Source organism: Geobacter psychrophilus (assembly GCF_056821595.1).
This window is the reverse complement of sequence record NZ_JBXDTU010000004.1, coordinates 121448-144232: the sequence shown is the minus strand read 5'-3', so window position 1 is coordinate 144232 and position 22785 is coordinate 121448. Positions and strand designations below refer to the sequence as shown.

At 55.9% G+C, this 22785-nt stretch carries 19 protein-coding genes; 15 read left to right on the top strand and 4 right to left on the bottom strand.

The window, feature by feature from the left end; translation table 11 throughout:
• The first annotated feature begins 67 nt into the window (after positions 1-67).
• Positions 68-2857: a Cache 3/Cache 2 fusion domain-containing protein gene (locus ACOCF6_RS02835; protein WP_482458873.1), complete on the top strand. Its 2790-nt coding sequence runs from the start codon at positions 68-70 to the stop codon at positions 2855-2857.
• A 108-nt stretch (positions 2858-2965) separates the two neighbouring features.
• Here ACOCF6_RS02835 and ACOCF6_RS02830 read toward each other — a convergent pair whose 3' ends face one another.
• Both ACOCF6_RS02830 and ACOCF6_RS02825 read right to left on the bottom strand, forming a co-directional pair.
• Complete coding sequence (locus tag ACOCF6_RS02830; RefSeq protein WP_482458872.1) at positions 2966-3382, bottom strand: hypothetical protein; 417 nt, start codon at positions 3380-3382, stop codon at positions 2966-2968.
• A gap of 148 nt (positions 3383-3530) precedes the next feature.
• Positions 3531-3926 (bottom strand): helix-turn-helix domain-containing protein, encoded by a 396-nt coding sequence (locus tag ACOCF6_RS02825; protein ID WP_482458871.1) that lies wholly within the window; start codon positions 3924-3926, stop codon positions 3531-3533.
• 324 nt (positions 3927-4250) lie between these two features.
• On the opposite strand from ACOCF6_RS02825, the gene ACOCF6_RS02820 reads away from it, so the two are divergent.
• From ACOCF6_RS02820 to ACOCF6_RS02790, 7 genes are all read left to right on the top strand, one after another.
• Positions 4251-4559 (top strand): DUF485 domain-containing protein, encoded by a 309-nt coding sequence (locus ACOCF6_RS02820; RefSeq protein ID WP_482458870.1) that lies wholly within the window; start codon positions 4251-4253, stop codon positions 4557-4559.
• A 14-nt stretch (positions 4560-4573) separates the two neighbouring features.
• Positions 4574-6544 carry a solute symporter family protein gene (locus tag ACOCF6_RS02815; RefSeq protein WP_482458869.1) on the top strand — a complete coding sequence of 657 codons (1971 nt, stop codon included), beginning with the start codon at positions 4574-4576 and terminating at the stop codon, positions 6542-6544.
• A gap of 173 nt (positions 6545-6717) precedes the next feature.
• Positions 6718-7263: a DUF6125 family protein gene (locus tag ACOCF6_RS02810; RefSeq protein ID WP_482458868.1), complete on the top strand. Its 546-nt coding sequence runs from the start codon at positions 6718-6720 to the stop codon at positions 7261-7263.
• A gap of 27 nt (positions 7264-7290) precedes the next feature.
• Positions 7291-10536 carry a fused isobutyryl-CoA mutase/GTPase IcmF gene (icmF, locus tag ACOCF6_RS02805; RefSeq protein WP_482458867.1) on the top strand — a complete coding sequence of 1082 codons (3246 nt, stop codon included), beginning with the start codon at positions 7291-7293 and terminating at the stop codon, positions 10534-10536.
• Positions 10537-10548: 12 nt separating this feature from the next.
• Positions 10549-11592 (top strand): hotdog domain-containing protein, encoded by a 1044-nt coding sequence (locus ACOCF6_RS02800; protein ID WP_482458866.1) that lies wholly within the window; start codon positions 10549-10551, stop codon positions 11590-11592.
• 54 nt (positions 11593-11646) lie between these two features.
• Positions 11647-12171, top strand: a complete 525-nt coding sequence (locus ACOCF6_RS02795; RefSeq protein ID WP_482458865.1) for a nitroreductase family protein — start codon at positions 11647-11649, stop codon at positions 12169-12171.
• 35 nt (positions 12172-12206) lie between these two features.
• Positions 12207-13373, top strand: a complete 1167-nt coding sequence (locus tag ACOCF6_RS02790) for a M24 family metallopeptidase (protein ID WP_482458864.1) — start codon at positions 12207-12209, stop codon at positions 13371-13373.
• A 78-nt stretch (positions 13374-13451) separates the two neighbouring features.
• Here ACOCF6_RS02790 and ACOCF6_RS02785 read toward each other — a convergent pair whose 3' ends face one another.
• Entirely contained in the window at positions 13452-13967 is a 516-nt protein-coding gene (locus tag ACOCF6_RS02785) for a hypothetical protein (RefSeq protein WP_482458863.1), read from the bottom strand.
• 57 nt (positions 13968-14024) lie between these two features.
• Complete coding sequence (locus ACOCF6_RS02780; protein WP_482458862.1) at positions 14025-14357, bottom strand: DUF2845 domain-containing protein; 333 nt, start codon at positions 14355-14357, stop codon at positions 14025-14027.
• A 399-nt stretch (positions 14358-14756) separates the two neighbouring features.
• Here ACOCF6_RS02780 and ACOCF6_RS02775 point away from each other — a divergent pair, with 399 nt between their 5' ends.
• The 7 genes from ACOCF6_RS02775 (at position 14757) to ACOCF6_RS02745 (ending at position 22780) form a co-directional block, all read left to right on the top strand.
• Positions 14757-15935, top strand: coding sequence for a thiolase family protein (locus ACOCF6_RS02775; protein ID WP_482458861.1), 1179 nt, complete (start codon positions 14757-14759; stop codon positions 15933-15935).
• A gap of 50 nt (positions 15936-15985) precedes the next feature.
• Positions 15986-16831 (top strand): 3-hydroxybutyryl-CoA dehydrogenase, encoded by an 846-nt coding sequence (locus ACOCF6_RS02770; protein WP_482458860.1) that lies wholly within the window; start codon positions 15986-15988, stop codon positions 16829-16831.
• A 15-nt stretch (positions 16832-16846) separates the two neighbouring features.
• Positions 16847-17629 carry an enoyl-CoA hydratase/isomerase family protein gene (locus ACOCF6_RS02765; RefSeq protein ID WP_482458859.1) on the top strand — a complete coding sequence of 261 codons (783 nt, stop codon included), beginning with the start codon at positions 16847-16849 and terminating at the stop codon, positions 17627-17629.
• Between the two features lie 24 nt (positions 17630-17653).
• Entirely contained in the window at positions 17654-18793 is a 1140-nt protein-coding gene (locus ACOCF6_RS02760) for an acyl-CoA dehydrogenase (RefSeq protein ID WP_482458858.1), read from the top strand.
• Positions 18794-18976: 183 nt separating this feature from the next.
• Positions 18977-20962: a heterodisulfide reductase-related iron-sulfur binding cluster gene (locus tag ACOCF6_RS02755; RefSeq protein WP_482458857.1), complete on the top strand. Its 1986-nt coding sequence runs from the start codon at positions 18977-18979 to the stop codon at positions 20960-20962.
• 120 nt (positions 20963-21082) lie between these two features.
• Positions 21083-21859 carry an electron transfer flavoprotein subunit beta/FixA family protein gene (locus ACOCF6_RS02750; protein ID WP_482458856.1) on the top strand — a complete coding sequence of 259 codons (777 nt, stop codon included), beginning with the start codon at positions 21083-21085 and terminating at the stop codon, positions 21857-21859.
• A gap of 9 nt (positions 21860-21868) precedes the next feature.
• Positions 21869-22780: an electron transfer flavoprotein subunit alpha/FixB family protein gene (locus ACOCF6_RS02745; RefSeq protein WP_482458855.1), complete on the top strand. Its 912-nt coding sequence runs from the start codon at positions 21869-21871 to the stop codon at positions 22778-22780.
• The last annotated feature ends 5 nt before the right edge of the window (positions 22781-22785 follow it).

Here is a 22785-nt window from a genome sequence, read left to right as displayed (position 1 = left end):
CAGGAGATGTGCTGTTGCCGGTTGATCCAGAAAATGATGGTATAGATGCCAGGAAGGGATATTGACGATGCACCACACCGCACCAGGTCGACCGGCAGGTTCCCGGGCCGCTCTCGTTTACACCCTGCTGATTATTGCGGTCCTGGCTGTTTTTGCCGTGGTACTTGCAACGTATCTGTCCCGAAGGCTTGAAAAACGAACCGAGGAAGAGCTGACCCAACAGGTGGCACTTCTGGTCAACACCATGTCGTCCTACCACGCGGCATTATCCGACAGCGCCGTAAAGATCGCCGCTATCTTCCGTACCCGCTTCCCGGACGGGTTCTCGCTCGACCCCGCCAAACTGGTTACCATCAATGGTGTCAAAACCCCGCTTTTAAAAAACGGATCGATTGCCCTGAATCTGAACAATAGGATTGTTGACCGGTTTACGGCTGAAACCCGGGCGGTCGGCACGGTGTTTGTCCGCAAGGATGACGATTTCATCCGCGTGTCCACCTCGTTAAAGATGGAGGATGGCAGCCGTGCTATCGGTACACTCCTCGAAAGAAATCATCCCGCCTATCAGGGTTTATTGAAAGGTATCGGATATGTCGGCAAGGCTGAACTGTTCGGCAAGGATTACATGACCTCGTACCAGCCGGTTAAAGACAGCGCGGGCAACGTCATTGCCGTACTCTTTGTCGGACTGGATTTTACCGACAACCTCAAGGGGTTGAAGGATACAATCCGCAACACCCGAATCGGGGAAAGCGGCTACATCTTTGTGCTGGATGCCAAGGAGGGGCGCGACTACGGGAAAATCCAGATTCATCCTGTCAAGGAAGGCAGCAACCTGATCGATTTACGGGACTCGAACGGCCGCGCATTTACCCGGGAGATTCTGGAAAAGAAAGAGGGGATCATACGCTATCCCTGGATCAACAAGGAACTTGGTGAGACAAAGATACGTGAAAAACTGGTCGCCTATCGCACCCTGAAGGAGTGGAACTGGGTTGTCTGTGCAGGTTCATGGCTGGATGAATTGAATCGTGATGCCCGGACATTACTGATGGCCATGCTTGGGGCGACGATGGTTGTGGCACTTGTCCTCGTGCTGCTTTTCAGAGCCATGCTGCGGATGGAAGAGCATTTGACCAGTGATCTGCAGAAACGGATCGATGACTTTCAGGAATCGCAGGAAGAGCTGCAGGCGACAGAGGAGATGCTGCGGTCGCAGGTCGACGAATACATTATGAGTCAGGACGAACTGCAGGCAACTGAAGAGATGTTGCGGGAACAGATCGGGGAATACCTGGTCACCCACGACAAACTGAAGGAGACTGAGGAGTTGTTGCGGGTTCAGCTGGAGGTCGCTGAAGTGATTTCTCAAAAGTTCAGGGCGGTTTTTGAACACTCACCCATAACGGTTGCCCTTACCAGTCTGCCGGAGGGGGCTTTCACAGAAGTAAATCAGACATTTATCGATATGTTCGGCTATTCCCGGGATGAGGCGCTCGGAAAAACCACCGTTGATCTGGGGGTGTGGCTGCACGAATCCGATCGCAAAAACTATCTGCAGCTTTTGCGGGAGCAGGGCCACATTACAAACTTCGAGGCCGAGATGTGCCGCAAGGGTGGTGAGGCGTTTTCAGCGCTCATTTCCGGTGTGCAGCTGGAAATCGGCGGCAAGCCGTGTGTCCTGAGCGCGGTCATGGAGATAACGGAGCAGAAACGTCTCCAGAGCCAGCTGCTCCAGACGCAGAAGATGGATGTTGTCGGTCAGTTGGCCGGAGGCATTGCCCATGATTTCAATAACATGCTGGCCGGGATCATGGCTGCAGCCGAGCTGCTGAAACTGCGGATGCCGGGTGATGAGAAAAACCTCAAGCTGGTGAACACCATTCTCGAAGCTACAACCCGTTCAGCCGATCTGACCCGTGAGCTGTTGACCTTTTCCCGCAAAGAAACTGCCGCTTCAAAGCCGGTACACATTCACGACATCGTCGCCTCTGTCATGAGCCTGCTGGAACGTACAATTGACAAGCAGATTCAGCAATTCGCCCGTTTGGGGGGCGGCAACCCGGTTGTAATGGGCGACCAGACCCAGCTGCAGAATGCGCTGCTCAATCTGGGGGTTAATGCCCGTGACGCCATGCCGCAGGGAGGCACCCTGACCTATGCAGCCGCCGAGAAAGTGCTGGATGAGTATGCCTGCCGCTCAATGGGCATCTCTCTTGCTCCCGGCCGTTACGTTGAAATAACGGTGACTGATACCGGAATCGGCATGTCAAAGCCAGTCATGGAGCATATATTTGAGCCCTTTTTTACGACCAAGGGGGTTGGTAAAGGTACCGGACTCGGGTTGGCGGCTGTGTACGGGGCGGTTAAAAGCCATGGCGGAGAAATCAGTGTCCGGAGTCAACAGGGTCAAGGTTCGGTATTTACAATTCTGTTGCCGATGATCGCTGACGAATCGAACAAACTGGTGCTCAAGGATGAAGCTGTGTATGGCAGTGGTGGCATATTACTGGTCGATGACGAAAATATGCTGCGGTTGGTGGGTCGCGATCTGCTTGAAGATCTGGGTTATACGGTGTTTCTGGCAGAAGACGGCGAACAGGCACTGAAAGTGTTTGCCGCTCACGACAAGGAGATCTCGCTGGTCATGCTGGACATGATTATGCCGAAGATGGGTGGGATGGAGACCTTCCTGCGTTTACGTGAACAGTCTCCCGGGGTCAAGGTGCTGTTCTGCTCCGGATTCAGCAGGGAAGGTACCGGGTGTGAATTGGTGGGACTGGGGGGCAACGGCTTTATTCAAAAACCGTACAATCGAAGTGAGCTGAGCAGGGTAGTGGCGGAAGTTCTGGCATGAACGTGAAGAAGGAAACCGGCAACCGGTTTCCTTCTTTTAATGTGTGGCATTAACTCACGTTCGTTGAAAGCGCAGCGGACGGTTACGGGGGGGCATGCAACCCGATGGCTAAGCTTTCGTGTCCACCGATGAATCTGATTTAGAAACTGTTTCACGCAACAGTAGCGTAAGTTCTGAAGGCACTTGGTAGATAAGCCTGTCGGCAGTATCCATGTACTTGGTGATTAAAGCACCTTTCTGATCATATACAATTTCCACTTTGGCGGGGGCCTGGTCAGATGTTTTGGCGTCGACGACCTTCTTTGCCTCTTCCTTCTTTGCTTCTTCCTTTTTTTCAGCAGATATTGCCTGATGTGACAATGTGGACAGGCTGACTGTATCGACAGGTAGTGGATTGCCCTCTTTGGGTAAGGCTGGATTTGGGTTTGACGAAGCGTTCCGCTTGCCTTCCTGGGCTGGATTTGACTGAGAGCTTGAAAGAAGAGGGAGCGTCTGGTCTATGCTCATTGCCGTGTCTGGTGTCACAACATACCTCCCCTTTCTCATAGAAGTCGTTAACATAGTCATAATATACTGTTATTATACTACCCCACATTGATAAATTTTAAAACACATTTTATGCACCATGGTGCGGCCTTTGACTGCAACATATTCCTGTTGCCGTGTCCGGAGTCTATTGCACTGATGCGTTGAATTTATCCTGAATCTTCTGACGGTACCCCACAATCTCGTTGCGCAACGACGACAGCTTGGCCATCTTTTCATCAATCATGTTTATATGCACATCCAGGATGCGAACCAGCTCCGGAATCATGCGTTCCGTTTGCTTTGCCTCGCCATAGACCTTGTACAGATCCTGCATCTCGCGGATGGTCAGTCCGAGATCCTTCAACTTCATGATGAACTTGATCCGCCGCACTGTATAGGGGGCATAACCGCGATTAGCCCCGTCGGATCGTTCCGTTGCCTCAATTATTCCCACCTCTTCCCAATAGCGCAAGGTGCGGGTGGTAAGCCCGAGTGTCTTGCATAATTCACCTATGGTGACAATTTCTTCTGTTTCCGGCATAGCAACCTCCAATTAGATTGTGACTTGCGTTATAGCCCCTCTCCTCAAGATTATAAAGATATTTATCCTCGCCACCCGCTGTTCTGGAAAATTAATAAAAACGTTCTATTTAATTTTGTTTTTATATTTTAGATACATGTGCTGTTTTGTCGCCATAATTAGTGGATTGTATAGATCTTCACAAAATGATGTTAATATTTTTGTTGACTTAGACGTAAGCGTGATATAGATATTTTACAGCATACTGCATTTGCTGACCAAAATAAATATTACGTGTACGTAAAAAACATAACCCGGGCTCATTACAAAAGGAGGAGGTGCGGTATGGGAACAAAGCTGTATAACTGGAGCGAGGTGGCGCGGAATCCGAAGTATCTGGAACTCAAGCGCAAGAAGAGGGTGTTTTTGTTCGGCTGGTGGATTGCGGCATCGGTGTATTACTTCTCTTTGCCGCTGCTGTCCGGCTACTTCCCGGAGTTGTTCAAGATCAAGCTGATCGGGGTCATCAATTTTGGCTACCTGTTCATACTTTCCCAATTCGTCGTGGCCATTTTTGTCGCCATGTACTACACGAAGGTCGCCAACCGGGATTTCGACCGTTTGACAGCCGAACTGCTAAAAGAAATTCAATAAGGAGGAGGGGACTCATGTTTAAGAATATCATTTCAGCACTGATGCTGACACTTCTCCTGACAACAGTCGGGTTTGGCGCAGAACCAGCAAAATCGGCACCACAGGCAGGCGTGGCCGCATCGACAGCCGCACCGGCGCTGCAGTCTCCGGCGCCAGTCCAGAGCCAGGCTGCAGCCGTGGCTGCTCCGGCGCCCATCTCGGGGGTGCCGACCAAGGTCAAACCCAATCGCGCCATTACTATCAGCATGTTCATGGCGATCATCGGCATCACCCTGTGTGTAGTCATCTGGGCGGCCCGCTCGACAAAATCGGCCTCGGATTTCTACACTGCCGGCGGCGGCATCACCGGCCTGCAGAACGGCTGGGCCATTGCCGGTGACTACATGTCGGCCGCTTCGTTCCTGGGTATGTCCGGCCTGATCTCGCTGTACGGCATCGACGGCTTCATGTATGCGGTTGGTCCCATGTTCTCGTTTATCGCCATCCTGCTGGTGATTGCCGAGCCGTGCCGCAATGCCGGCAAATTCACCCTGGGCGATATCCTCTCCTTCCGCACCTCACCCAAGCCGGTGCGTGCCGTGGCGGCCATCTCCACGGTCACCGTATCGCTCTTTTATCTGATCGCCCAGATGGTCGGGGCCGGCAAGCTGATGCAGGTCCTGCTGGACATCCCCTATCGTGTCTCGGTTATCGGCGTCGGTGTCCTGATGGTGGGCTACGTCGTTTTCGGCGGTATGAAGGCCACCACCTGGGTGCAGATCATCAAGGCCGGCCTGTTGATGAGCGGTACCGTTCTGTTGGCGTTTCTGGTGCTGGCTAAGGCCGGTTTCAACCCGGTCGGCTTCTTCACTGACATCGTCGGCAGCCAGCTGATCCAGGATCACGTCCGCATCAACGTACTCAAGGATGCCCTGCCCAAGCCGGGCTTTGACTATGGCCAGCGTTTCATGGAGCCGGGCCTGTTCCTGAAGAACCCGCTCGACCAGGTTTCGCTCGGTATCGCCTGGGCACTGGGTGCCGCCGGCCTGCCGCACATCCTGATGCGCTTCTTTACCGTGCCCAGCGCCAAGGAAGCCCGCAAATCCATCGTTATTGCCCTGTTCATCAACAGTACCTTCTTCTTCCTGATCAACATCATCGGCTTTGGAGCCGCACTGTACCTGTCGCCCCAGCTGATCAGCTCGGTTGACAAGGGCGGCAACATGGCGACCCTGCTCCTGGCCCAGCTTCTGGGCGGTGGTGCCGGTTCCCTGGGTGGCGACATGTTTCTGGCCTTTATCTGCGCTGTAGCCTTTGCCACGATCCTGGCGGTCGTTTCCGGTCTGGTACTGGCCGCATCTGCAGCCATCGCCCATGACGTCTATGTCAATATCGTCATGGACGGCAAGGCCGATCAGCATACCCAGGTCAAGGTTGCCCGGATCACCTCGCTGTTTGTCGGTATCGCAGCCATCGTCATGGGGCTGGCGGCTGAGAAGGAGAATGTCGTGGCACTGGTGGCCCTGGCCTTTGCCGTGGCCGCCTCGGGCAACTTCCCGGCGGTCATGCTGTCCCTGTTCTGGAAACGCTTCAATACGGCCGGTGTCATCTCGGCCCTGCTGGTGGGTACGATCTCGGCCCTGGGTCTGGTAGTAATTTCCCCGGTCATGACCTATCCGCAGAAGATCGCCGATGATGCCAAAAAGATGATCGTGACCCTGGAAAAGAAGCAGGCCGAAGGAACCGTGCTGGCCGAGAAGGATCTGAAGGTGCTGGACAAATCGCGCAAGGATTTTGAGAAGAACAATGGCGGGACCTCCATGGTCGGCCTCAAAGCCCCGATCTTCCCGCTCAAGAACCCCGGCATCGTCTCCGTACCGCTGGGTCTGATTGCAGCCATCCTGGGGACACTGCTGTTCCGTGACCGGCGGGCCGAAGAGATGTTCGACGAGATCGAGGTGCGGCAGGTTACCGGTCTGGGTATATCCAAGGCCAGTGACCACTAATCGGATGCCCTGCGAGGTCATGCCTCGCAGGGCTGTCTTGTAAAATCAAATCAAGTTTGTTGATGATAGAACGCTGTATCATAAGTTCTTGACTTGTACGTAAATGGAATAATATAGTGTGACTCGTTGCAAATTAAATAGTGTTTTATTGATGCGGCGAAAGGAGCTGTTGTATGTCAAGTGCTGAACGAGCTGGCGATGAGGGGGTCATGCTCCTCAATAACCTGAGCAAGGAAGAACTGGTCAGGATCATCGTCGATGATGCCAAGAACTGGCTGGCCCATGACGGGGTCTGGTTCCAGGCAATCGAGAAACGCTACGGCATGGATGTGGCCGTGGAAATAGATACAGAAGCCTGGCGCCTCTTTACGGTCATCGAAGCCAAGCGGATCATGGAACGGCTGGGAATCAAGCCGGGCGGCGGCATAGCAGCACTGGTAGAATGCCTGAAGCACCGCTTCTATGCCCGACTGAATCTTCAGGAAAGCATTGAGGTGACGGAAACGCGGGCGGTCTTCCGGATGCTTGACTGCCGCGTCCAGTCGGCCCGCAAGCGCAAAGGGCTGGCCGATCATCCCTGCAAGTCGGTGGGGATCGTTGAATACTCCGAATTTGCCAGGGCAATTGACCCGCGCATTGTTACCTGCTGCATCGCCTGTCCGCCGGATGTACATCCGGAAGAGTTCTGGTGCGCCTGGGAATTTACGCTGGCTGTATAATTATAAATTGCATGAAGGAGGTCGCTGATGTCAGCAGCCATTGAACCATACAAGACCAGCCACAAAGTCCGTTTTGTCACCGCCACCAGCCTTTTCGATGGCCATGATGCCACGATTAACGTCATCCGCCGCATCCTGCAGTCTTCCGGCGCCGAAGTCATTCATCTGGGGCATAACCGCTCGGTGGAGGAGGTTGTTACCGCCGCCATCCAGGAGGATGCCCAGGGGATTGCGGTCAGCTGCTATCAGGGTGGTCATGTGGAGTTTTTCAGGTATATCATCGATCTCCTGGCGGAACGTGGCGAAGGACATATCAAGGTCTTTGGCGGTGGCGGTGGCGTGATCGTGCCGGACGAAATTGCCGAAATCGAAGGGTACGGCGTATCCAAGATCTTTTCTCCGGAAGACGGCCGGCGCATGGGGCTGCAGGGAATGATCAATATGATGCTACAGGAATGCGATTTCGCCCTGGAGCGCGATGCCCAGGAGCAGGTTGCCCGCCTGGCGCAGCGAGACATCAGGGCGGTCAATACCCTGATCACCCTGGCGGAACAGGCGGTCCACGACCACTCCAGCGGGTACGGCGCACTGCGCGCTACCATCCGCGGCATGGCACAGGATGCCCCGGTGATCGGCATCACCGGAACCGGCGGTGCCGGCAAAAGCTCCATTACCGATGAACTGGTGCGCCGCTTTACCCTGGATTTCCCGGACAAGAGTGTTGCCATCCTGGCGGTAGATCCTTCACGCCAGCGGACCGGCGGGGCGCTTCTGGGTGACCGCATCCGCATGAATTCCATCAATTCCAACCGTATTTATATGCGCTCCCTGGCCACCCGCGAATCCCAGACCGAGCTGTCGGCGGCCATCCAGGACGCCATCGAGGTGACCAAGGCGGCCGGCTTCGACCTGATCTTTGTGGAGACCAGCGGCATTGGCCAGGGCAACGCCGGTGTGGTCGGGATCTGTGATGTGTCGCTGTATGTGATGACCTGTGAATTCGGAGCGCCGACCCAGCTGGAAAAGATCGATATGCTCGATTTTGCCGATGTGGTGGCCATCAACAAGTTTGAACGCAAAGGGTCGGAAGATGCCCTACGCAATGTGCGCAAGCAGTACCGCCGCAACCGCAACCTGTTTGAGGTGGCCGATGAGGCCCTGCCGGTGTTCGGCACGATCGCCTCCCAGTTCAACGATCCGGGCACAAATGTGCTGTACCTGGCGTTGATCAATGCCATCAATGCCAAAAAACAGAACAATTGGCGCTCCGCGCTGCCGGTCTCGGAAAAGGACAGCCTCAAGAAATACATCATCCCCTCGGACCGGGTGCATTACCTGGGCGAAATTGTCAATACCTCCCGCAGTTACCGCAAACAGGTGGCGGAACAGTCGGGTGTGGCCCGCCGGCTCTTTCAATTGAACGGTGCCAAAGAGGTTGTCGGCAATGCCGCAACGGTCGCTGACCTGGATCAGCAGATCGCCCTCTTTGACCGCAAGCTGCATGAGGAACCGAAACAGATCCTCAAAGAATGGCCGGAGCTGAAGGCTGCCTACCGCCGCGATCAGCTGGTGACAAAGGTCAGGGACAAGGAGATCCGCAGCGACCTGTACACGACCACCCTGTCCGGTACACGCATCCCCAAGGTCTGTTTGCCGGATTATGCCGACTGGGGCGAGATCCTGCGCTGGTGCATGCTGGAAAACGCACCGGGCTACTTCCCCTTTACCGCCGGGGTATTCCCGTTCAAGCGGGCCGAAGAGGATCCCAAGCGCCAGTTTGCCGGCGAGGGGAGCCCGGAGCGCACCAACCGCCGCTTTCATTACCTCTGCAAGGATGACGATGCCAAACGCTTATCGACCGCCTTTGACAGCGTCACGCTCTACGGCGAGGATCCGGATTTTCCGCCGGACATCTACGGCAAGGTCGGTGAAAGCGGGGTCTCCATCTGCACGGTCAATGACATGGAGAAGCTGTTTGCCGGCTTCGACCTGTGCGCCCCCAACACCAGCGTTTCCATCACCATCAACGGCCCGGCGCCGATGATGCTGGCATTTTTCTTCAATGCCGCCATCAATCAGCAGGTGGACCGCTTCCGCGACAAGAACGGCCGGGAGCCGTCTGCGGACGAATACGCCGAGATCAGCAGCTGTACCGTCCAGACCGTGCGCGGCACGGTGCAGGCCGACATCCTCAAGGAGGACCAGGGACAGAATACCTGTATCTTCTCCACCGAATTCGCCCTGAAGATGATGGGCGATATTCAGCAGTATTTCATTGAAAAAAAGATACGCAACTACTACTCTGTCTCCATCAGCGGCTACCACATCGCCGAGGCCGGTGCCAACCCGATCAGCCAGCTGGCCTTCACACTGTCCAACGGTTTCACCTTCGTGGAATATTACCTGTCCCGGGGGATGCACATCGATGATTTTGCCCCGAACCTGTCCTATTTCTTCAGCAACGGACTGGACCCGGAGTATACCGTCATCGGTCGGGTGGCACGGCGCCTCTGGGCGGTGGTCATGCGCGAGAAATACGGCGCCAACGACCGCAGCCAGAAACTCAAATACCACATCCAGACCTCGGGGCGTTCGCTGCACGCCCAGGAAATGGATTTCAACGACATCCGCACCACCCTGCAGGCCTTGATGGCGATCTATGACAACTGCAACTCGCTGCATACCAATGCCTACGATGAAGCGGTCACCACGCCGACCGAGGAGTCGGTGCGGCGCGCCATGGCGATCCAGATGATCATCACCAAGGAATTCGGTCTGGCCAAAAACGAGAATTCGCTGCAGGGTTCCTTCATTATCGAGGAGTTGACCGACCTGGTGGAAGAAGCGGTGCTGTGTGAGTTTGAAAGGATTGATTCGCGCGGCGGGGTGCTGGGGGCGATGGAAACCCAGTATCAGCGTTCCAAAATCCAGGATGAATCCATGCTGTATGAGCACAAGAAGCATAACGGTGAACTGCCGATCGTGGGGGTCAACACCTTCCGCAACCCGCGGGCCGATGAAGAGGGTTATCAGGTTACCGGTGAACTGGCCCGGGCGACCAAAGAGGAGAAGGAACAGCAGATCCGCAACCTGCGCGCCTTCCAGGAGCTCAACCGCGACAAGGCCCCGGCGGCCCTCAAGCGGCTGCAGGACACGGCGGTCAGCGGCGGCAATATCTTTGCCGAACTGATGGAAACGGTCAAGGTGGCTTCCCTGGGACAGATCAGCCACGCCCTGTTTGAGGTAGGCGGCCGCTATCGCCGGAATATGTAGAAAGGACGCTTTATGGTCACACCCGCTGAAACTTCACTGTATAAAACCCTGCATCTCTCCAGCGATCCGGCGGTTCGTCGGCGCTATATGATCGTCGACGAGCCGATCATCGGCAACTTCCGCTTCGGTCTGCTGCTGGAGGATCTGGATATTGTGGCGGAACAGACCGCCCTCGGCTATGTGCGCCGTTTTCACAGCGATGCCTGTGTGGTCACCGCCGCCATCGACAATATCATTGTCCGACACGTGGTCGACAACGATCGCGACATCCGCATCCATGCCCGCATCAATCATGTAGGCCGCTCATCGATGGTGGTCGGCATCCGGGTCGAGCATCCGGGAGATTCCTCGACCCATATCGCCTCCTGCTATTTCACCATGGTCGCCCGGGGCGGTGAAAACGCCGAGGAGAGCAGGGTGCTGCCCCCGCTGGAGTATGCCGATGAACTGGAACAGCAGCGCGCGAACAAGGCGATTGCTGCCCGGGAAGAGCATCGTCAGCAGCATGCCGCCGAGCAGGAACCTCCCAGCCACCAGGAATTCAAGCTGCTGCAGCAGCTGCATGCTGCCCAGGAAGAGCCCGGTTTCAGCGGCCTGAAAGCCAAAAAACTGGTTGTGGATGGCTGGGACCGTATGTATCCGGAACAGGAATACGTGCCGCATCGCATCTTCGGCGGCTACATCATACGCCGGGCCTACGAACTCTCTTCGATCTGTTCGGAACTGGTTGCGCCCGACCGTTCAGTAATTGCAGCGGTAAACGGCATCAATTTTTTCCATCCGGTACGGCTCGGCGACAAGCTGCATTATACCTGCCGGGTGGTCTTTACCAGCGACAGCTTCATCTGCGTTGAGGCCAACATTGAACGGATCAGCCGCGACCGCTCCAGCAAGGCGCTCTCCAACTCGTGCCTCTTCACCTTTGTCAATGTGGACAGCAACCTCAAACACCGCCCGGTTCCGGGTATCTATCCGGCCACCTATTCCGAAGATGCCCGTTATCTCTCGGCATTTCGCAGTCATCAGGCACTGCTGGGACATTACGCGCTGATTTGATTGATTTGAGACGGCAGTAGCGACGTCATTGCACTGTTTCAGGGGGGATTGAACATGGATATTTTTCAGGTTATCCGCGACCGGCGCAGCATCCGCAAATACAAGGACACGCCGGTTGAGCGGGAAAAGATCGAACAGATTCTGGATGCTGCCCGTCTGGCCCCTTCCTGGAAGGATATGCAGTGCTGGCGTTTTCTGGTGCTGGACGATGCAGAGCAACGGGCCAGGGTGCTGGCGGCCTTTCCCGATGACAATCCGGGCAAAAAGGCGATCGCCATGGCACCGGTAGTGATCGTGGTCTGTGCCGATCCCCGGGAATCAGGGGTGGAGAACGGCATCGAGTATTATATTGCCGACACTGCCATCGCCTTTGAACATCTCTGTCTGGCCGCCCACGCCCTGGGGCTGGGTACCTGCTGGATGGGGTGGTACAATGAAGAGCAGATCAAGCGTGCCCTCGCTATTCCGGACGATATCCGGATCATCGGCATCACGCCGCTGGGCTACCCGGATCAGGAGCCCAAGGCGCGGCCGCGCAAGGAGCTGCCGGAGATAGCCTATTACAACGAGTGGCCGTAGTACGGTTCCTACACTATCCCATGCTGGAGGCAGATATGATTACCCGCGATGAAGCTGCACAGAGAATTACCGCCATGCAGGCGCAGCTCAAAGATAAAGGGCTGGACGGCGCCCTGTTCATCTTTCCGATTGATGTCTACTATTTTTCCGGTACCCGCCAGAACTCGACCCTCTGGCTGCCGACCGCTGGAGAACCGATCCTGATGGTGCGCAAAAGCCTTGCCCGGGCCAAGGGTGAGAGTCCACTGGCGGACATCCGCCCTTTTCCTTCCAGCAAGGAGTTCGCTGCAACACTCCCGGCCGAGGCGCTTAAAATCGGCTTTACCTATGACGTGGCACCGGTGCAGCAGCTGAATTTCTATTCTAAGTTGCTGGCGGATCGTGAATTCGTCGACATATCGCCGCTCAACCGTGAGGTGCGCTCGGTCAAATCCGTCTTTGAGCTGCAGCAGATCAAGGCCAGCGGCGATGCACTTTCTGCGATCTTTACCAAGGTTCCGGAGTTTTTGAAGGAGGGCATGCGCGAGCTGGACCTGGCGGCCGAGTTTGAATACCGGCTGCGCAAGGCCGGCAACGAAGGCTTTGTCCGCATGCGGGCCTATAACCAGGAGCTGTTCGGCGGGCTGGCGCTTTCGTCCGGGGCCGCCAGTTACGGCTTCTTCGATGGTGCGGTCACCGGCAAGGGGCTCTCCAATGCCTCTCCCCAGGGGGCATCCCTCGATCTCATTGCCCGGGATATGCCGGTGATGATCGATTTCACCGGTGTCTTCAACGGCTACATTACCGATATGACCCGGATGTTTGTCATCGGCACCCTTGACCCGGAGTTGCAGCGCGCCTTCGACCTGGCACTGGAAATCCAGGCCTATCTCCAGCGTGAGCTGAAACCGGGAGCCATCTGTGAAGAGCTGTTTTTAAAGGCGGTAGAGTTGGCGGAGCAGGGCGGGTTTGGCGACAGGTTCATGGGGATGCCCGGCGAGCAGGCACGTTTTGTCGGGCACGGCGTCGGGCTGGAACTGGATGAATTTCCGGTCATTGCCCAGGGTTTCAAGGTCCCGCTGCAGGCCGGCCAGACCATTGCCATCGAGCCGAAGTTCGTCATCCCGGGCAAAGGGGTGATCGGTATCGAAAACACCTTTGCCGTAACACCTGAGGGTGGTCGCAAGATGACCGATATCCCGGATGCGATCACGTTTTTGTAGCAGTGTCAGATATAGGAAAAAGGAAAGGGGCGCTGCCGATGTAGCGCCCCTTTTTAACATCCTGATAGATGCTGGAGATTAATTGCTACTTCGGTAGCTCCGGAGACTGAATATATCGTTCAACAGCATCTTCCAGGTTCCTCCTTCACGGATCAGTTTGAATTCGCGAGTGATGTAATCAACGTTGACAATTTCATGTGTGCCGGAATACATGGTGTCAGAGGGGAAAACATAGGTGCTTTCGAGACCGATTTTCGCGGAAACGGTAGCTTCGTTGTCATACTCGTTCAGTACCTTGAAGTTATTCAATTTTTGCCAGCAGCAAGCCGGACGCACCGAAGTACCCGGTGTCCGTTCAATAAACGGATGATTTCCTCCCAGCTTTTCCACAAACGAATCCCTGGATTCTGTGCCTCGCTGGGCCAATCGCTCATAAAGCTGTGTGATCCAGTTGTCACGCCAAAGGTCAAGGGTCGTAGAAACGGCTTGTTCGAGCATCCCCGGATCAGTTGCGGCATTGACAGGAGCGACTGGGATACACAACACAAGCAGGCAGCACAAGGCGCCGGCCGCAATCTTTTGATGAAGTTTCATTGTAGTACCTCAGTCTGTTTTCGCATGGTAGATCAATCGCAGTATTTTTGTAATGTGTCATTGTACAAAGCCACCGGTACGTACCTCAGTCAGGACGCCGTTACGGAACAGTAAGGTATGCAGCAGCGTTGAACCCTGATTGTACGTCCATTCCTGCACCTCGATGTAGATGGTTTTTGTCCCGGTCTTGCTTTCCGCTCTGCTGACTTCGATCTCCATCGCTTCCTCGCGTTTGAACATGCCGGCCGGTGGATCACATTTTGCCGCAACAGTGGAGATGCTGTCGCCGGTGGAGACGATGTTGCCGTTGGGACAGCGGAAGTTGTCGGCACGCGCCTGCTCAACAGTCAAAGCAAAAATTGTGGCAAAAATTGCAACATTCCATTTCATGATTCTTTCTCCTTGGTGTTATCAGGTTTTGTTTGTCTAAATTATCCGAATAGAAGACTGATTGAACCGGCCAAAGGTTACAGGTGGATATTTATCAGACTGACATCATTTACGTGGCTGTCACAGCCTGCCTACCCTCAATCAAACCGTGTGCGCATTTTGCAGAGCCGTAGCAGATGTTGTTCATAACATGTTTTTAATATGATATAACATACTGCAATCATGTTGGTATGCATGTATAATACTCAGCATGTTCTCATTGTTGTTACAGCAGGATCAATCTGTAACGTATAACTATCTTGCTGCTGAATAAAAATAAATAAAAACGCGTTCCATTTTTAGTTGACTAGAACGTAAACGTAATATAAATTTGGATTACAAACTTACAGGAGGCTTGCAATGAATACAGAAGTTTATGTTGTTGACGGAAAAAGGACACCGTTTGGATCTTTTGGTGGCGTACTCTCCGAGATTCCTTCCACCACACTCGCAGCAACGGTGATCAAAGGCCTGCTGCAAGCTTCAGACGTCCCTGCTTCTGCCGTCAGCGAGGTGATTATCGGTCAAGTGCTTTCCGGTGGTGTGGGTCAGGCCCCGGCCCGTCAGGCCATGCGTGCTGCCGGCATCCCGGACTCGACACCTGCTTTGACGATCAACAAGGTGTGCGGCAGCGGCCTTAAGTCGATCATGCTCGGCGCAGATTCCATTCGCCTGGCGGAATCATCCCTCGTGATTGCCGGCGGCATGGAAAATATGTCCATGGCCCCCTATTTCCTCAAGAAGGCGCGCAACGGCTTCCGCATGGGCAACGGTGAAATTATCGACCTGATGGTCCATGACGGACTGACCGACCCCTACACCGGCGTCCATATGGGCGATATCGGCGAGAAAAGTGCCGCGCAGAGCGGTATCGGTCGCGAGGAGCAGGATGCCTTTGCCCTGCGCTCCTTCAGACTCTCCCAGGCTGCCATCAAGGAGGGGGTCTTCAAGGATGAAATAGTGCCGGTCGTCAAAAATGTGCGTGGGGCTGAGACGCTCGTCAGCGAGGATGAAGAGCCCTTTAAGGTGAATTTTGACAAGTTTACCACCCTCAAGTCTGTCTTTAAAAAGGACGGCACCATCACTGCCGCCAATGCCTCCAGTATCAGCGATGGCGCCGCCATGCTGATGCTGGCCGATCAAGCGGCATTGACCAGGTACAACCTGAAGCCGAAGGCCCGTATTGTTGCGTATGCCACCGAAAGCCGCCACCCGGACAATTTCCCGGATGCGCCGATCGGCGCCATTGAAAAGGTGTGCGCCAAGGCCGGTCTTTCCCTGAATGATATCGATCTGTTCGAGATCAACGAGGCCTTTGCCCTGGTAACGCTGCTGGCAATCAAGGGACTGAAGCTGCCGGAGGAAAAGGTCAACGTCAATGGCGGTGCCTGTGCCATCGGCCATCCGATCGGCGCCAGCGGCGCCCGTCTGGCGGCAACCGTTATCCGTGAACTGCATCGCCAGAACAAGCGCTACGGCTTGGCCACGCTGTGTATCGGCGGCGGCGAGGCGGTGGCGGTAATATTCGAGAGAGTTTGAGTTGGTTGAGCCTTACTACACTATCCCTTAAACAGGGTTATGGAGGGACTATGATTTCGAAAGTAGGAGTTCTCGGCGCAGGTCAGATGGGTAACGGCATTGCACATGTTTTCGCCCAGTTCGGCTATCAGGTTGTTCTCTTCGATATTTCCGAAGTGCAACTCGAAAAAGCGATCACAACCATCAGGCAGAACCTGGAGCGTCAAGCAAAAAAGGGTGTTATCGCTGAGTCGCTGGTCGGGGAGACAGTGGGGCGGATAATGACCACGAAGAACATGACCGATCTGGCACATGTGGAATTTGCCGTGGAAGCGGTCACTGAGCACGAGCCTCTCAAGTTGGATATCTTCCGCAAGCTGGATGACATTGTGCAACCCAGCGCAATTCTGGCTTCCAATACGTCATCCATACCGATTACCAAAATCGCCTCAGTTACCAAACGTCCGGACAAGGTGATCGGCATGCATTTCATGAATCCGGTGCCGGTCATGAAACTGGTCGAGATCATTCGGGGGCACGCCACCAGTGATGCAACTTTCAGGCTGATCTCCGAACTGGTGGCCAAGTTGGAGAAGGAGATGGCGGTTTCCCAGGATTATCCCGGATTTATTGTCAACCGGGTCCTGATCCCGATGATCAACGAGGCAGTTTTTGCCCTGTATGAAGGGATCGCCACCGCAGAAGACATCGACAAGGGGATGAAACTCGGCACCAATCAGCCGATGGGGCCGCTGACCCTGGCGGATTTCATCGGCCTGGATACGGTGCTGGCGATCGCCAATGTGCTCTATGACGGTTTCAAGGATCCCAAATACCGTCCCTGCCCGCTACTGGTCAAGATGGTCAATGCCGGATACATGGGGCGCAAATCAGGAAGAGGATTCTATACCTACTAACGGGAGAGATTGAATATGGAATTTACCGATCTGCTGATTGAAACAACCGATGGCGTCGCCACACTGACCATCAATAGCCCCCGCACCATGAATGCCCTGAACAGCTCCATTCTTGGACAACTGGAATGTGCCCTGTACGGGCTGAACCTGGATGCCGCGGTCAAAGTGGTGGTCATTACCGGTGCCGGAGACAAGGCCTTTGTTGCCGGTGCGGATATCAAGGAAATGTCTGCCATGAACTCTTTTGAAGGGCATCAGTTCGGCCTCAAGGGGCAGCGGGTCATGATGCTGATCGAAAAGATGACCAAGCCGGTCATCGCTGCTGTCAATGGCTATGCCCTGGGCGGTGGCCTGGAACTGGCGCTGGCCTGTGATTTTATCTACGCCTCCGAAAAGGCCCGGTTCGGTTTTCCGGAAGTAACCCTGGGTATCATGCCCGGCTTTGGCGGGACACAGAACCTGCCCCGGCTGATCGGGCCGAACCGCGCCAACGAGATGATCTTCTCCGGCAGCATGCTGAATGCCGAGAAGGCCTGCCTGTGGGGGATCGTAAACCAGGTATTTGCCCCCGAAGAGCTGCTCCCGAAAACTATGGAGGTGGCTACGGCGATTGCCCGGCTCGGGACGCTCGGCGTCGCTTATGCCAAGGACGCGATTGCCAATGGTCTCAATATGGGCAAGGAGGACGGTTTCCGTTACGAAGCCTCTCTCTTCGGGGTTCTCTTTGCCACTGCGGATCAGAAAGAAGGCATGGGGGCGTTTGTGGAAAAGCGCAAAGCTGCGTTCCAAGGAAAATAATACCAACACAACAGGGAGGTAGTCATGAATTTCGAACTGAGCCAGGACCACAAGGTGTTGCAATCCGCCGTACGAGACTTTGTCGAGAAAGAAATCAAGCCGATTGCCATGAAGATCGACGAGGATCATATGATCCCCGATTCTCTTGTTGCAAAAATGAGTGAAATGGGCTTTCTTGGCAGCTATCTGCCGGAAGAATACGGCGGTGCCGGTCTGGACATGCTCTCCTACGCCATCGTGGTCGAAGAGGTCTCCAAGGCCTGCGGCTCCAGCGGCGTCCTGATCTCGGCCCACACCTCCCTGGCCAGCGGCCCGATCTACACCTTTGGTACTGAAGAGCAGAAGAAGAAATGGCTGCCGGACCTCAACACCGGCAAGAAAATCGGCTGTTTCCTGCTGACCGAGCCCAATGCCGGCAGCGATGCAGGGGGGACCGCCACCACCTACAAGCGTGAAGGGGATGAATTCGTCATCAACGGCGGCAAGACCTTCATCACCAATGGCGGCTACCTGGGGACCGGTGTGCTGATAGCCTCCTTTGACCGCAGCCTGAAGCACAAGGGCATCAGTGCCTTCATTGTCGACCTGCAGTCACCCGGCGTCACCATCCTCAAGAACGAGAACAAGATGGGCATTCGCGGCAGCTACACCACCGCCTTTGCCTTCGACAACCTGCGCGTCCCGGTTGAAAACCTGCTGGGGCAGGAGGGCAAGGGCTTCAACGTTGCCATGGACACCCTCAACGGCGGCCGGATCGGGATCGCCTCCCAGGCCCTCGGCATCGCCGAAGGGGCCTTTGAACGGGCCCTGGCCTATTCCAAGGAGCGCAAGCAGTTTGACCAGCCCATCTGCGACTTTCAGGCGATCCAGTTCAAGCTGGCCGATATGTGGACCAGCATCGAAACCAGCAAACTCCTGACGTACCGGGCGGCCTGCCTGAAAGATGCCAAGAAGAGCTACACCATGGAATCGGCCATGTGCAAGATGCACGCCTCGGAAACCGCCACCTTTGTCACCAAGGAGGCGGTGCAGATTCACGGCGGCTACGGCTACATCGCCGACTACGAAGTGGAGCGCATGTACCGCGACGCCAAGATCACCGAGATCTACGAAGGCACCAACGAGGTACAGCGGGTGGTTATCTCGAAACTGCTGTTGTCGTAGGCGATTGGGTTCAATAAGTCCCCTCTCCCTCTGGGAGAGGGTTAGGGTGAGGGGAGCAGGTGTTGTATTGTATCGCGGCCCCTCATCCGGACTTCGGCCACCTTCTCCCAGAGGGAGAAGGAACTAGATAATTAATCAGTATTAAAACATGATGTAGAATGCAGTGTAGGGCAAGGAGTAAGGATGGAAGCAACCCGCGAAATATACTGGAACATTGGACACGGGGTCGTCATCCCCATGTACCTTCTGGCCTTTGCCGCCTTTGGCGTCCTGGCCTGGGGCTTCTGGAAGCGCCTGCCGCTTTGGCAACAGGGCAAAGCACTGAACCGTTTCGATCGGTACGACCAGCGGGTCCTGCGCATGATCCGTGACGTCTTCAGCCAGGATAAGATTTCGCGCGTCAAAAGCGGCGGACTGCCCCATGCCCTGTTTTTCTGGGGATTCCTGACCCTGTTTGTCGGCACCCTGCTGGTCATGCTGCAGGCCGATTACTTTACCCCTCTGCTACACATCAATATCCTGTCAGGTGAATTCTATAAGGCCTTCTCGCTGGTACTTGACCTGGCCGGACTGCTGTCGCTGCTCATGCTGGCCGGGCTCTTTTACCGCCGTTTCGTCATCAGGCCCAAGGGGCTGGAGATCGTCCGGGACGACTACATCGTCCTGCAGCTGCTCTTCGCCATCCTGGTCACCGGTTTCCTGGTCGAAGGCGCCCGTATGGCTGCCACCGAACTGCAGCAGAATCCAGGGCTGGCACATTTCTCCCCCATAGGTTTCGTCGCGGCGCAGCTGTTTGCCGGTACAAGCGGTGACTCCCTGCTGGTCACGCACAAGATCCTCTGGTGGCTGCACTTCGCCCTGGTCCTCGGCTTCTTCTGTGCCATACCCTACACCAAGCTGCGCCACATCTTCACCACCTCGGCCAACGCCTTTCTGGCCCCCTTTGAAGCCAAGGGCTACATCCCGACCATCAACCTGGAAGACGAAAGCATCGAGCAGTTCGGCGCCGCTGCAATCGGCGACCTGACCTGGAAAGACATCTTCGACGCTGACGCCTGCACCTCCTGCAAACGCTGCCAGGAGCGCTGCCCGGCCTATGCCACCGACAAACCGCTCTCACCCATGAAGATCGTCCAGCAGATCGGCGAGGTTGCCTTCAGCAACCCGCAGGCCAACCTGATCGAAACCGTCAGCCAGGATGCCCTCTGGGCCTGCACCACCTGCCGCGCCTGCCAGGATATCTGCCCGGCCAACATTGAGCATGTCAACAAGATCCTGGAGATGCGCCGGAACCTGACCCTGATGGAAGGCGCCTTCCCCGGCGACGAAGTCAAAACCGCCATCAACAACCTGGAAGTCAACGGCAACCCCTTCGGCCTGGCCTATGCCGCCCGCGGGGAATGGGCCGCAGGGCTGGACGTCACGATCATGGAACAGGACTCCGAGGTCGACATCCTCTACTTTGTCGGCTGCTACGCCTCCTTCGACAAGCGCAACCAGGCCATCGCCCGCAACTTCATCACCATCTGCAACGCCGCCGGCGTAAAAATCGGCATCCTCGGCAAAGAGGAAAAATGCTGCGGCGAACCGTCCCGCAAGCTGGGCAACGAATACCAGTACCAGATGACCGCCCAGGAAAACATCGAACTGATCAGGGGCTACGGGGTCAAACGGATCGTCACCACCTGTCCGCACTGCTTCAACACCCTGGCCCGCGACTACAAGGACCTGGGTCTGGACATCCCGGTTGAGCACTACAGCACCTACATCCACACCCTGCTGGACAGCGAGCGGCTCAAGCTAACCCCCGAGCCCTTCAACTTCACCTACCATGACTCCTGCTACCTGGGGCGCTACATGGACATCATCGACCAGCCGCGCAGCATCCTCACACAGGCTGGCGGCCGCATCACCGAAATGGACAAATCCCGCTACGACAGCTTCTGCTGCAGCGCCGGCGGCGGCCGTATCCTGGCGGAAGAAAAGATCGGCAGCAAGATCAGCGAGGCCCGGGTCAAGATGGCCACTGATACCGGTGCACCGCTGCTGGTATCCAACTGCCCCTTCTGTCTGACCATGTTTGAAGACGGCATCAAGACCGGCGGGGCGGAAGGACAGATCCGGGTCAGAGACCTGGCGGAGATCGTGGCGGAACGAATAGCTGTTTAATAACTGTACGCCACAGAGGACACAGAGAGCACAGAGAAAATGCATTAAATCAAAATGAAACTGTGATTTCTCTGTGGCCTCTGTGATCTCTGTGGCTAAAGAATCAAGAAGGAGACATTTATGAAACTACTGGTCTGCATCAAACAGGTTCCTGACATGGAATCACGCTTCAAGCCGAACAGCTCCGGCACCTGGTACAGCGACAGCGATCTGGCCTGGCGCATGAACGAATACGACGAATACGCCGTGGAACAAGCGGTGCAGCTGCGTGAACAGCTGGGCGACTCTGCTCAGTTGACCGTACTCTCCATCGGCCCGGACCGGGTCGTCGAAGCCATCAAGAAATCCCTGGCCATGGGGTGCGACAACGCCGTGCATATCCAGGACCCCGCTATCCATGAAAAGGACCCCTGGCAGGTCGCCTCCATCATTGCCGCCTATGCCAAAACACAGGGCTTCGACCTGATCTTCACCGGCATGCAGTCCCAGGACCGCGGCTCGGCCCAGGTCGGCGTTACCGTCGCCGAACTGCTCGGCTATGCCTGTGCCACCACCCTGGTCGGCTTTGCCTATGACAACGGCAGCATCACCGCCAAACGCGAACTGGAAGGGGGCATCAAAGGGGTCGCAAAGCTGCCCCTGCCGGCCCTGGTCACCTGCCAGCTGGGACTCAACGTACCGCGCTACCCGACCCTGCCCAACATCATGAAGGCCAAAAAGAAGGAGATCACCCCGCTGGCCGTAGCCGACCTGCTCACGGAAGAAGCACTGGTGCAGACCGCCAGCTTCCATCCCCCCGCCAAAAAAGGGGGCGGCATCGTACTGGAAGGGGACGTGGGCGATCTGGTACAGAAGGTGATGGGCATACTCAAGGAAAAAACCACGGTCCTGAGATAGGAGACAACCATGAAAACATTACTGATCGGCGAATACCGCGAAGGAAAACTGCTGGAAGCCACCTACGAACTGTTCGGCTTTGCCGACCAGCTGGGGGGTGAGAGTGCCATGCTGCTGGTCGGCAGCGAAGGACAGCTGCCCGCCTATAACGGAAGGCTGTATCTGGCGGATGCCGCCACCTACGGCGAGTACAACCCGGAAGTCCACAAGAAACTGATCCTGCAGGTCGTCGAACAAGAACAGCCGGACGCGATCGTCTTTCTGCACTCCTCCTACGGCTGGGACCTGGCGCCGCGGGTCGCCGTCAGTATCAAAGTCGGCCAGGTATCGGAGATCGTCGCCCTTGCCCCCGGCGGCTATGAAACCAGCTGCTGCAACGGCAAGATGCGCCGCACCGTCAAACCGGCCGGCGGAAGGGCCGTACTCACCATCCAGGCCGGCGCCTTTCCGGTCCTCCAGCCGGGCGGCACACCGCAGCTGCAGAAGATCGAAGGGGACAAGACCTCGGCACTCCAATTCAGCGGCTACGAGCCGGCCGAGAAGAAAGAGATCGATCTGGCCAAGGCCGACGTCATCGTCAGCGCCGGCCGCGGCATCGGCAAAAAGGATAACGTAGCGGTCATCGCTGCCCTGGCCAAGGCCCTGGGTGGCGAACTGGGCGCCAGCCGCCCGGTCGTCGACGCTGAATGGGTGGCCCATGATCATCAGGTCGGCACCACCGGCCAGACCGTATCGCCCAAGCTGTACGTGGCCTGCGGCATCTCGGGCGCCATCCAGCATCTGGCCGGCATGAAGAAATCCGATTTCATCATCGCCATCAACAAGGACAAGGACGCACCCATTGGAGAAATCGCCGACGTACTGGTGGTGGCCGATGTGCTGCAGTTTGCGCCGGCACTGACAACGGCGCTGACACGCTGACCGCT